The following is a 12462-nucleotide window of genomic DNA, read 5'->3' on the forward strand; positions in this document are numbered from 1 at the left end:
CCATCTTTAGTTTAGGTTTTCACTTCAAAAACTAACCTTCTTCCCTTTTATTGCATATTGTATGTGTATATACCTAACTGAAGAAAGGAGGATTTCTCACATGTTTCCGAAATCCCCTACAAGGCAAATGTATCCGAATCAAGGACAACAACCTTATACACCATATCCCATTCCACAACTACCACCAATGGCGCAAAAAAAGAAAGGTTTTCTTGCTAAGCTTTTTAAAAAACACGATCCAACCGAGCCTTTTATGCAAATGGTTCCGCCTTACCGACAAATGGAAGGCCCACCGATGATGCATCAGCAACCACCGCCGCAGCAATATCAGCAGCAATACCAGCAACAATATCCTCAGCAACATCCACAATATCAACCATACATGCAGCAACATCCTGAGCAAATGATACCGCCTCAAATGTATGAATCAAATGAAACGCGCGGCGGGGCAGCAACTACAGCTGCAGCAAGCAGTGGCATCGGCAGTTTTTTTTCGAATTTAATTTCGAATCCAACTAATATGATAAATAACATCGAAAAAGTATCCCAAGTCGTTCAATCTGTAGGTCCTGTCGTCGAACAGTACGGTCCTATTATGCGTAGTCTACCAAGCATTGTTAAAATCCTCACCTCTGGAAAAAGTACGGAAGAAAATCAAACGGAAAATGTAACAGAGCCAGTTGAGGTAAAAAATCCGCCTCCTACACCTCAAAAAAAGAAACGAAAACGAAAGAAAATAGTGATTGAACCTGTAATAGAAAAAGAGTTACCGAAAGAACCAGTTCAACAAACAGCAACAAAACCAAAACTATATGTGTAACAATCCTTTGTTTTCTATCCACTCCTCCTTTATAATGTAAAAGACTATGCACAAAAGTATCCCTTGTTTAGAAGGAGAGGATTACTCATATGAAAATTGTTAAAATTTCCCCTCGTGGTTATTGCTACGGTGTTGTCGATGCAATGGTAATTGCACGTAACGCCGCATTAGATAAATCATTGCCGAGACCCATTTATATTTTAGGTATGATTGTTCACAATAAACATGTTACAGACGCTTTTGAAGAAGATGGAATCATCACATTAGACGGTCCAAGTCGCTTAGAAATTTTAGATAAAATTGATTCTGGTACTGTTATTTTCACTGCACACGGTGTTTCTCCAGAAGTTAAACAACGTGCAAAAGAAAAAGGTTTAACAACAATCGATGCCACTTGTCCAGATGTTACCAAGACGCATGACCTTATCGAAGCTAAGAAAGCGGAAGGGTATCATGTCATTTATATCGGTAAAAAAAATCATCCAGAGCCAGAAGGCGCAGTCGGTATTGCACCTGACATCGTTCACCTTATCGAAAGAGCCGATGATTTAAAAACATTAGAAATCCCAACAGATAAAATTTTAGTAACGAATCAAACAACAATGAGTCAATGGGATGTTCAACATTTGATGGAGGACATTCAAAAAAAATTCCCAACAGCAGAATTCCATAAAGAAATTTGTTTAGCAACCCAAGTTCGCCAAGAAGCTGTCGCTAAACAAGCTGATGTTGCAGACTTAACAATTGTTGTTGGTGATCCGAAAAGTAACAATTCAAATCGCTTAGCACAAGTATCACAAGAAATCGCAGGTACAAAAGCATATCGAGTTGCTGATGTAAGCGAAATCCAATTAGAGTGGCTACAAGGTGTAGAAAACGTAGCTGTTACAGCAGGCGCTTCTACTCCAACTCCAATTACAAAAGAAGTTATCGCTTTCTTAGATCAATATGACCCAATGAATCCCGCTACATGGGAGAGAGTTCGAAAAGTACCGTTACAAAAAATATTACCTCGTGTAAAAGTGAAAAAAGAACAATAATAAAAACCGTTGCCTATATGAGCAACGGTTTTTATTTTTCTTATACAAATGTAAATGGATCTGTATGTAATTGCGAAGCATGAATGTGTACATTGAGTTTCTTTGCATCCACTTTTTCTTGTAATTGCTTTCGCACACCTTGCTTCATTACTTTTTCAACGTTATGTCCTGGGTCAACTATATTTAAACCGAGCATCATCGCATCATGAGCAACATGATAATACATGTCACCTGTTACATATACATCCGCTCCTTTAAATTTAGCTTGATTGATGTATTTGTTACCATCACCACCAAGTACAGCTACTTTGCGCACTTTATCATCTAATTTCCCAACAACTCGTGCACCCTTTACATCTAATGATTGCTTTACATGTTCTGCAAACTGTCCAAGTGTCATTTCTTCTTTTAAGTATCCTATTTTCCCAAGCCCTAATGTTTCGCCTTTGTTATCAAGTGGATACACATCATACGCTACTTCTTCATATGGATGTGCCGTTACCATCGCTTTAATCACTTTTCGTTGTAGTGAAACTGGAATAATCGTTTCGATTCGCACTTCTTCTACGCGCTCTAACTGTCCAGTTTCCCCTACATAAGGATTTGTCCCCTCTTGAGGTACAAACGTACCTGTACCCTCGCTACTAAACGTACAGTGGCTATAATTGCCGATATGACCAGCACCTGCGTCTCCTAATGCTTTTCGTACTTCTTCTGCATGAGTTACTGGCACAAACACAACAACTTTTTTCATTTCTTCCGCATATGTCGGTGCTAGAACTTCTGTATTTTGCAACCCTAACGCCTCAGCAAGTAAATCATTTACTCCGCCCTTGGCAACATCCACATTTGTATGCGCTGCATAAATGGCAATATCATTTTTAATACACGTTTCAATAATTCTTCCGTACACTTTATCTGTATGAATCGCTTTTAACGGATTAAAAATTAAAGGATGATGCGCGATAATGACATTCGCTCCTAATTGAATCGCTTCCTCCACAACTTCCTTCGTTACATCTAACGCAATCAATACGTGTTGTACAGATTTATTAAGCGCTCCAATCTGCAGACCAATTTTATCTCCTTCCATCGCCAAATGCTTCGGATACATACTTTCAAATAAAGAAATAATTTCATGGCCGTTTGGAATTTTACTCATGATAAAATCTCCCCTATCATTTTCATTTTCGCTTCTACTTCTGCACGTTTCGCTTTTGTTTCTTCAGAATTAGCCGCACGTTCTAACTGTTTTAAAATATTTTGGAAGTTTTTCAATTCCCCTTCCCATTTCTCACCAAAAGCTTCATTTTTCTCTTTTATTAGAAATGGCCCCATAAACAATCCCGCTTGTTTATTTTCCGAGTAAGGTGCTTCGACATTTCCTCGCTCTCCTACTAAAATCTCGTAAATTTTCCCATCTTCTTTTACGATTTTTTCATGGATAAGCTCCCAACCATTTTCAACAAACCATTCACGAATATGATGTGCTGCAATATTCGGCTGTAAAATTAAACGTGTTACACCTTCTAATTTTTCTTTACCACTTTCTAAAATGTCACGAATTAACGCTCCGCCCATTCCAGCAACCGTAATAACATCTACTTCTCCTGGCGCGATAACAGCTAATCCATTCCCTTTACGTACATCTACTTTATCTTGTAAGCCACTTTCAGCTACAGTTGCTTGTGCAGAACGAAATGGTCCATCTACAACTTCTCCTGCAACTGCTTTTGTAGCAATATTATTTATAATTGTATAACACGGTAAATACGCATGATCCGATCCAATATCAGCAACTGTAGATCCTACTGGTATTTCACGCACAACTTCTTCTAATCGTTTTGAAAGCTTTACTTCATTCATGTATTTCCATTACTCCTTCTCTTGTCAGTCTGTCTCCATGATAATGAATTTATAGTAGTTGTTGCAAGCCCATAACAACAATTCACTTCTATATCATTCATCGTATTTTAGAAAATATAGAAAAACAAGCCCTTTGCATAAGCAAAAGGCTTGTCATACGGGACTTTATTTTTTCTTCGATAACCAATCAGCTACTTTAGTGGCTTGATCAGCTGGAACTATATTGGCAGGCATATTGCCCTTTCCTTTCGAAAGAATTTCTTTAATTTCATCCTTTGAAAGTTTCCCACCAATTTTTTGTAAGTTAGGTCCTACCGCCCCTTGTAACTGATCACCGTGGCAGCTCGTACAGCTTTGCTTCACAATATCCTCTGGTTTTGATGCTGTTTGTGCTGGCTTCCCGCCATTTTTTGCATCAGCTAACTCTTTAGATTTATTTAGCCCCTGAAATGAAAATACAAACATAACGATAATACCTAGTGCTGCAATAAGAGCGAACGGAATCAGCGGATTACGTTTCATATCTCTTCTCCCCCCTCTATACCCCTAAATAGTTAGATGATTCAGTCATTTCCATTGTACTTGAAAACGCTCTATCAGAAAAGAGTAAACTACTACTTGTTAAAAATATTCCATAAATTCAGTTTATTGTTTTTTATTGTCATATAGCTTATTATTTCGATAATTATTAACGTTTCTCATCATATTTTTCGCTTTTCTACATATATTTTTGTATAGAATAAACAAAATTAATCGAAAAATCGAAAAATGAGCATTTGCAAATCAAAAGACAATTCTGTAAAATAAATTACAAGAAATTGTAATCGTTGCCGATAGCTAAATTTTAACAAAAATTAACAAAATAAAAAAGTTTACTTCACAAAGGTGAAGTAAACTTAAAAAATAACCTATTCTAAGAAATCCTTAAGACGCTTACTACGACTTGGATGTCTTAATTTGCGAAGTGCTTTTGCTTCAATTTGACGGATACGCTCTCTCGTTACGCCGAATACTTTCCCAACTTCTTCAAGCGTACGAGTTCGTCCATCATCTAAACCGAAACGAAGACGCAGAACATTTTCTTCACGATCTGTTAGTGTATCTAACACATCTTCTAATTGTTCTTTTAGCAATTCATAGGCTGCATGGTCCGCAGGCGATGTTGCTTCTTGGTCTTCAATAAAGTCACCTAAATGGGAGTCATCTTCTTCACCAATTGGTGTTTCAAGAGAAACTGGCTCCTGTGCAATTTTTAAGATTTCACGTACTTTTTCTGGAGCAAGATCCATTTCTTCACCAATCTCTTCAGGAGACGGTTCGCGACCTAAATCTTGTAATAATTGACGTTGTACACGAATTAACTTATTAATCGTTTCAACCATATGAACTGGAATACGAATTGTTCGCGCTTGGTCTGCAATGGCACGTGTAATAGCTTGGCGAATCCACCAAGTTGCATACGTACTAAATTTGAAACCTTTACGATAATCGAACTTTTCAACAGCTTTAATTAGACCCATATTACCTTCTTGAATTAAGTCTAAGAAAAGCATACCACGGCCTACGTAGCGCTTTGCAATACTTACTACAAGACGTAAGTTTGCTTCTGCAAGACGACGTTTCGCTTCTTCATCGCCTTCTTCAATACGCGTTGCAAGTCGAATTTCTTCTTCTGCAGATAGTAAGTCTACACGACCAATTTCTTTTAAATACATACGAACAGGATCGTTGATTTTAACCCCAGGTGGTACACTTAAATCATTGAGGTCAAACTCTTCTTCTGTTTTTGTAATTTGGCGATTATTAGGGCCTTCTTCGTTGTCATTATCACCAACTAAGTCAATGCCTTGTTCACCTAAATATTCATAGTATTCATCCATTTGATCGGATTCAATTTCAAATCCATTCATGCGTTCTGCAATCTCTTCATATGTAAGAACGCCACGTTTTTTTCCGAGCTCAGTGAGTTGCTCTTTCACTTGCTCAAGGGTCATTTCAGTTTCAATTTGTTTAGAACGAGCTGGTTTGTCAGCCATCTGTTCCCCTCCTTACGCGAGATACAAACATTCATTATACTAAAACTTTATCAAAAAAGCTATTTTCTCGCTTTTTGATTTTGTAAATATGCTACATAATATTTAGCAGCCTCTACAGGATCTGTTTTTTCCATTTGTTTCACTTTAAAGATGATCTCCATCTTTTCAAGTTTTTCCTGATGGCGTCTAAGCGTCTCCAAATGGCCTTGCAACACTTCTTCTGTGTATTCTGGATTAATAAATTCATCCGTCGAAATATCAGTGATAATATTTTTCAACTTTTCATCAGAGAGCCAACTTAAAAATGTTCCGACTGAAGGTTCATTTCCCTTTTCATAATATGCGTATAGTTCATATAAAATCCCTTTATGTTCTTCTGTATGAAAATCTTCTATATGGGATTCCATACGAACAGCTACTTCTGCACTTTGCAACATATGGTAAATAATTTCTCTTTCCGCTCTTTCAAAACCTGTTAACTTCGGTTTTGTTTGAACGACTTGAGACGGTTTAGCAACCTGCTTTATTTGTTTTTGCTGTACCTTTTGTTCTTTGCGATATTGGTGCAATTGATTCAAAAGTGTTTCCATTGAATACGAAAATTCTTGCGATAATGACTTCAAATATGACTCTGCCTGCATCGCATCTTGTAACAACGATAACTCTTTTAAAACACTTTTCACATATTCTTCTTTGCCAGACTCATCTTGCAAATTTTTCCCTAAACGCAAATAATTTATTTTAAAACCAACAAAACTCACACTTGATTTCACAAGATTTTCAAAAGCGGTAGTCCCATATTGTTGCACATATTCATCAGGATCAAGCTTATCTGGCAAGGATGTGACTTTCACTTGGCAACCAACTTTTAGCAATAATTGCCCTGCTTTCATCGTCGCTTCTCGCCCTGCTTTATCACCATCATAGCAAAGAACAACAGTTTCAACGTTACGTCGCAGAAGTTTTGCTTGTTCTTCAGTTAAAGCCGTTCCCATTGTCGCAACGGCTTCTTCCACGCCACTTTTTACCGCAGCTAGTACATCGGCATATCCTTCAAAAAGAACCACTTGCCCACGCTTTCTAATAAACGGTCTTGCTTGGTGGAAGTTATACAACAATTTACTTTTGTGAAAAATTGGCGTTTCCGGGCTATTTAAATATTTTGGAGTGTCATCTCCTAACGCCCTTCCACTAAACGCTATCACCTTACCTTGTAACGTATAGATCGGGAACATAACTCTTCCACGGAAGCGATCGTAATGACTACCATCCTTCTCACTTCTTATTAGAAGGCCAGCTTGTTCCATACTAGACAGCGATAAACCTCTTTTTTGTAAAATTTTCGTCGCTGCATCCCAAGCAGGTGATGCATAACCAATTTCAAACTTCTCAATCATCTCTTTCGTAATACCACGGTTTAATAAATATGAAAGTGCTTCATTTCCCTCTTCCGTATTTACTAATAAATGATGATAATACTTTTTCAATAATTCATGAGCTTGTTGCATGATGACAGTGTCATCAGATATGTCTTCTTGTTGTCCTTGCCCTGATGTGTACTCTGCAACCGCAATTCCATTTCTTTCGCCTAGCTTTTGAACAGCCTCGGTAAAAGCCAGTCCTTCCATTTTCATTAGAAATGAAAATACATTTCCGCCTTCTCCACATCCGAAGCAATGAAAAATTTGCTTATCAGATGAAACAGAGAATGAAGGAGAATTCTCACCATGAAATGGACAAAGGCCGAAATAGTTACGCCCCTGTTTTCTAAGTTGGACGTATTCACCAATTACTTCTACAATATCGGATGATGTCCGAATCTGTTCAACAACTTCTTCGGGAATTCTGTTCCCCATAACTCCATCTCCGTGTCGTATTTTGTATTCGATATAAATTAAAAAATTCCTTTATAATTCGACAATATTTTTCTAAACTTGTTAGAAAGTGTTGCCGATTACATTGTATAAACGGTTTTGAACCTTTCCTATAGGTCCTTTATCTGCATAAATCGCAGATACATACCTGCTATATAAAATTGTATACATTTGCTCATCTGTTACAAATGTACCTCTTAGAAACAATACATATACACCTTTTTACAAGAAGAGTAGCAAGTCACATATACTGTTTGATCTTGAGATCTGTAGCTTTTTCATGTTGATCCATATAACAATCAACTCCATTTTGTTCAGTATCTACAAAGATCCAATTGCCTTGCTATTTCCTTAAAGGATGAGCATATGATGCGACAAACAAAATTCCGACATGAAATTCCGCTCCAACTTGCACAATTTCATTCTTCACGGGACATGCATCTATACCAACTAATATGTTGTTGATGTTTTGCATATTTCTGTATTCTACATCCCTTCTGTGAATCCTTCCATAATGTGCGTTTTCTTGTATAGATTTTGTCGATTTAACGTAATTACATGTCTTTTTCGTAAATCCTATCCCTAGTTTATTCTGAAAAATTAAAGTCTAAACGTAAAATATAGGTTTTTATCACAATTTTTTATTATAATATATTTTCTTCAACTACGCTACATATCCCTTTATTTTTTCATCTTACATTTCAGGATGACAAACTCACACCTTGAATATACTAAAAGACAAAGGAGTATAAGTATAACCATTACACTACAATCTATTACAAAATCCATAGATATCATATTTCACCAGAGCGAAAAAAGCACATTCACCTTTGGTAAATGTGCTAAAACATTTTTTGGTTTTGCACTGCATTCACAATAATATTTGCTGTTTCTTCAATCGCTTTATTGGATACATCGATTACTTGGCAATTTATTTTACTAATTACTTCCTCAAAGTGATCAATTTCTTCTTGAATACGATTAATATTTGCATACGTTGCTCCATCACTTAATCCAAGTGATTTTAATCGTTCTTTTCGAATATGATTTAACTTATCTGGCGTAATTTTCAAACCGAAACATTTTTCTTTTGCCACTTGATATAGTTCTTCAGGTGGGTCAACTTCTGGTACGAGTGGTACATTCGCAACTTTCAAGCGTTTGTTATGAGCTAAATATTGAGAAAGTGGTGTTTTTGATGTACGCGAAACACCAATCAACACGATATCTGCTTTTAAAATACCTCTTGCATCTCTGCCGTCATCATACTTCACAGCAAACTCAATCGCTTCAATTTTTTTAAAGTATTCTTCATCTAACCTACGGACAACACCTGGCTCATACCTCGGCACTTGCCCCGTAATTTCTTCAATTTGATCAATAAGAGGGCCGATAATATCGTATGCCTCTACCCCTTCTCTTGCAGCCTCCGTCACTAAATACTGGCGCATATCAGGCTTAACTAACGTAAAACATATAAGTGCTTGATTACTCTTAGCAATCGAAATCACTTCTTTTAATGTCCCTGTATCTTCTACATACGGTACACGTCTAATATCAGGAGCAAACGGGAATTGCCCCATTGCTGCTCGAACAACCAAATCAGCCGTTTCCCCTACAGAGTCAGATACGACATATACGATTTTATTATCCATTACATTACCTCACTTTAAACAAATTACACTTATTCGTTATTTACTAAATTTACAAACGCACGTGTAATATTTGTTTTTGTAATTCGCCCAATCACTTCTAAACCTTGTTTCGTATCTTTTACAACTGGCATTGCATCAATCTGTCTTTCTATTAATTCCATCGCAATATCATATAAAGAATCCTCTCTACGACACATCGCAATGTTTGGCATCCTTGTCATGATAATATTAACCGGAAGAGAGGTTAAATCCTGCTTTCCTAAGCTCGCTCTTAATAAATCTTTACGAGACACAACCCCAACTAATAGAGTCATCTGATCTACAACGAACAATGTACCAACGTCCTCTAAAAACATCGTACAAATTGCATCGTATACGGAAACATTTTTATCAATTACAACCGGTCTAGATTGATAATCTTGTACTTTAATTTTCTTAACAGCTTCAGATAATAGCTGTCCCCCAGTTTTACCCGTATAAAAATAACCTACACGTGGACGTGCTTCTAAATAACCAGCCATCGTTAAAATTGCTAAGTCTGGTCTTAGCGTCGCACGTGTTAGACCCAATTGCGCTGCAATTGATTCCCCTGTAATAGGACCGTGATCTTTTACAATCTGAATGATATGTTCTTGCCGTTTATTCAGCTCTATGATAATCACCACCTTTAATGCACAACGAAAAAAGTTATACTATCTCTTAAATATTATATACTAAATATGCTATTCGAAAAAGAAAGTATGTAAAAAGGACCGTATACGGCCCAAAATTATATTTGAAACTTATCAAGTTGTTCTAAGAAACGTCTTGATTTCAAATAAATTCCGCAATATTCATCATAATATGTATTCAATACTAAACGCATTTGTTTTTTTGTGCTATCCTTTACCGATACATTTCCGAGCCTATGTAAATCGAAATGGAAGAAAAGACGTAATAATTTATGAACAGCTTCTCCTACCGGTATACGATATGGGTCTTGCTCTGCATGACGTGAGCACAGAAAACCGCCTTCCCTGACGGAGAAGGCGACAAAGTCTGTTTCTTGATGACAAATCGCACATGTATCAAAGTACGGGCGCATCCCTAATACCGGAAGCATTTTCGTTTGATAAATTAATGATAATACTTCTGAATCAACACCCTCACACATATAATGCAACGTTTGATATAACATTTCAAATAAATACGGATTATGTTTTTTATCTTCTGTTGCTTTATCAGTTAACTCAACAATAAATGATGCATAAGCAGTTAAAAATATATCCTCGCGAATTTCTTTCATAGTTGAAATAATCTCGCCTTGTTGCAATGTTCCAAGCCCTGATCCCATTTGAATAAGAAAATGGCCATGTGTCATTAATTGCGACACAGATGCTAACCGGCTTTTCGGTTTTTTTGCCCCTCTTGCCATTGCACTTATCTTACCAAGTTCTCTTGAGAATATTGTAACAATCTTGTTCGTTTCTCCGTAATCTGTCGTACGGATAACGATGCCCTCAACTTTTTGAAACATGTTCGTCACCATCCAAGGTTTGAACAAAACGGGTCAAGAAATTGGAGAGTCTAGATGTGCTAGCTCCTCTTCATGTTGATCCATCTCATCGTTTACGTCTTTTTCCATTTCTTTCAAAAGCAAGTACGTTTCAATGCTTCCTGTTTTGGAGAAAAACTTCCAGGTAAAATCTAGCATAAGAATCCACCTTTCTCAATAAGCGTAGCCTATAAACCAATTTCCTTTGTTGTTATTAAATTGACCCATTTTGTCCATTTTCATGTGAGAAAAATTTTTCCTAATTTATCAAAGTTCATAAAAACCAATAATCAGCGGATGAACAAACCATCCACTGATTACAGCTTTACTATATTTTAATACTCGTCTTCACGGAAACCAAGGTCTCGAAGCTGTGACAGCTTGTTACGCCAATCTTTTTGCACTTTTACCCATACTTCTAAAAATACTTTAGAACCAAGTAGCGCTTCAATATCAAAACGAGCTCGCTTACCAACTTCTTTTAACATTTTCCCTTGTTTTCCGATGATGATTCCTTTTTGCGATGCACGTTCAACAACAATCGTTGCATTTATATAAACTGCGCCGCCCTCACGCTTTTGAATCGCATCGATAACAACAGCCACAGAATGCGGCACTTCTTCACGTGTTAAATGTAGTACTTTCTCACGAATAAGCTCCGCAATAATAAATCTCTCCGGATGATCCGTTACTTGATTATCTGGATAGTATTGTGGTCCTTCTGGTAAATACTTTTTAATTGTTCCAATTAAAGCATCCACATTATTACCGTCTAACGCAGAAATTGGTACAATCTCTGCAAACTCATGTAGTTTACGATATTGATCAATTAACTCTAGTAATTGTTCTGGATGAAGTTGGTCAATTTTATTAATTACTAAAAATACTGGTTGTTTCGTTTCTTTTAATTTCTCAATGATGAATTCCTCACCACGACCAAATCCTTCAACTGCATTGACCATAAACAGAACAATATCAACTTCTTTCAATGTCGTTTGAGCCATCTTTACCATGAAGTCGCCTAATTTATGTTTAGGTTTATGTATTCCTGGTGTATCAATGAAAATAACTTGTGAATCATTTTCTGTATATACACCTTGAATTTTATTACGAGTCGTTTGTGGCTTATCACTCATAATAGCAATTTTCTGGCCGATAATACGGTTTAAAAATGTAGATTTTCCAACATTCGGTCTGCCAATAATAGAGACAAAACCTGATTTATAACCTTTTCTATTCATGTAAATCCTCCGCTAAAAATGCTCCTGGTAACAATTCTCCGACTGTCGTCTCTTGAACGTCACCATGTAAATTTGATAAGTATACTTTCGTATCCTGTTTACATAATTCTACCATAACTTGTCGACATGCTCCACAAGGAGGTACTGGACGCTTTGTATCTGCTACAACCGCAATGGCTACAAATTCTTTATCTCCTTCAGAAACCGCCTTAAATAAAGCTGTTCTTTCAGCACAATTACATAAGCCATATGATGCATTCTCAACATTACATCCACGATATACTTTTCCATCGCTCGTTAATAATGCTGCACCTACTTGAAATTTAGAATATGGTACGTACGCTTGTTTACGCGCTTCGATTGCTTCTAAAATTAATTGTTTACTATTCATATTCC

Annotated in this window: 14 protein-coding genes; 2 read left to right on the top strand and 12 right to left on the bottom strand. The window is 36.7% G+C overall.

The window, feature by feature from the left end:
* Positions 1 to 100: 100 nt before the first annotated feature.
* Positions 101 to 820: a VrrA/YqfQ family protein gene (gene vrrA / locus CN409_RS16355; RefSeq protein ID WP_074789178.1), complete on the top strand. Its 720-nt coding sequence runs from the start codon at positions 101 to 103 to the stop codon at positions 818 to 820.
* An 89-nt stretch (positions 821 to 909) separates the two neighbouring features.
* A complete protein-coding gene (locus tag CN409_RS16360; RefSeq protein ID WP_000706658.1) occupies positions 910 to 1860 on the top strand; it encodes a 4-hydroxy-3-methylbut-2-enyl diphosphate reductase in 951 nt (316 codons plus the stop codon).
* Positions 1861 to 1900: 40 nt separating this feature from the next.
* Here CN409_RS16360 and CN409_RS16365 read toward each other — a convergent pair whose 3' ends face one another.
* The 12 genes from CN409_RS16365 to CN409_RS16425 form a co-directional block, all read right to left on the bottom strand.
* On the bottom strand, positions 1901 to 3022 hold the full coding sequence (locus CN409_RS16365; RefSeq protein WP_097981586.1) for a Nif3-like dinuclear metal center hexameric protein: 1122 nt from the start codon (positions 3020 to 3022) through the stop codon (positions 1901 to 1903).
* Complete coding sequence (locus CN409_RS16370; RefSeq protein WP_001006546.1) at positions 3019 to 3726, bottom strand: tRNA (adenine(22)-N(1))-methyltransferase; 708 nt, start codon at positions 3724 to 3726, stop codon at positions 3019 to 3021. The genes CN409_RS16365 and CN409_RS16370 overlap by 4 nt, the downstream gene beginning before the upstream one ends.
* Before the next feature lie 165 nt (positions 3727 to 3891).
* The gene (cccA, locus tag CN409_RS16375) at positions 3892 to 4248 is read right to left on the bottom strand and encodes a cytochrome c550 (RefSeq protein ID WP_000828142.1); all 357 of its coding nucleotides are present in this window, start codon (positions 4246 to 4248) and stop codon (positions 3892 to 3894) included.
* A gap of 386 nt (positions 4249 to 4634) precedes the next feature.
* The gene (gene rpoD / locus CN409_RS16380; protein ID WP_000764066.1) at positions 4635 to 5762 is read right to left on the bottom strand and encodes an RNA polymerase sigma factor RpoD; all 1128 of its coding nucleotides are present in this window, start codon (positions 5760 to 5762) and stop codon (positions 4635 to 4637) included.
* Positions 5763 to 5821: 59 nt separating this feature from the next.
* Positions 5822 to 7618: a DNA primase gene (dnaG, locus tag CN409_RS16385; RefSeq protein ID WP_000528221.1), complete on the bottom strand. Its 1797-nt coding sequence runs from the start codon at positions 7616 to 7618 to the stop codon at positions 5822 to 5824.
* An 81-nt stretch (positions 7619 to 7699) separates the two neighbouring features.
* Positions 7700 to 7843, bottom strand: coding sequence for a hypothetical protein (locus CN409_RS31885; protein WP_000479749.1), 144 nt, complete (start codon positions 7841 to 7843; stop codon positions 7700 to 7702).
* Positions 7844 to 8478: 635 nt separating this feature from the next.
* Positions 8479 to 9291 carry a pyruvate, water dikinase regulatory protein gene (locus CN409_RS16400; protein ID WP_000368949.1) on the bottom strand — a complete coding sequence of 271 codons (813 nt, stop codon included), beginning with the start codon at positions 9289 to 9291 and terminating at the stop codon, positions 8479 to 8481.
* A 29-nt stretch (positions 9292 to 9320) separates the two neighbouring features.
* A complete protein-coding gene (ccpN, locus tag CN409_RS16405) occupies positions 9321 to 9953 on the bottom strand; it encodes a transcriptional regulator CcpN (protein WP_000583756.1) in 633 nt (210 codons plus the stop codon).
* A gap of 107 nt (positions 9954 to 10060) precedes the next feature.
* Positions 10061 to 10807, bottom strand: a complete 747-nt coding sequence (gene recO, locus CN409_RS16410) for a DNA repair protein RecO (protein WP_000487007.1) — start codon at positions 10805 to 10807, stop codon at positions 10061 to 10063.
* Positions 10808 to 10840: 33 nt separating this feature from the next.
* Positions 10841 to 10984, bottom strand: coding sequence for a YqzL family protein (locus CN409_RS16415; RefSeq protein WP_000883924.1), 144 nt, complete (start codon positions 10982 to 10984; stop codon positions 10841 to 10843).
* A gap of 176 nt (positions 10985 to 11160) precedes the next feature.
* The gene (era, locus tag CN409_RS16420; RefSeq protein WP_001080236.1) at positions 11161 to 12066 is read right to left on the bottom strand and encodes a GTPase Era; all 906 of its coding nucleotides are present in this window, start codon (positions 12064 to 12066) and stop codon (positions 11161 to 11163) included.
* Complete coding sequence (locus tag CN409_RS16425) at positions 12059 to 12457, bottom strand: cytidine deaminase (protein ID WP_001086287.1); 399 nt, start codon at positions 12455 to 12457, stop codon at positions 12059 to 12061. The genes era and CN409_RS16425 overlap by 8 nt, the downstream gene beginning before the upstream one ends.
* Positions 12458 to 12462: the final 5 nt, after the last annotated feature.

The sequence above is a fragment of the Bacillus sp. AFS012607 genome, assembly GCF_002558005.1.
Classification (GTDB): Bacteria; Bacillota; Bacilli; order Bacillales; family Bacillaceae_G; genus Bacillus_A; species Bacillus_A thuringiensis_S.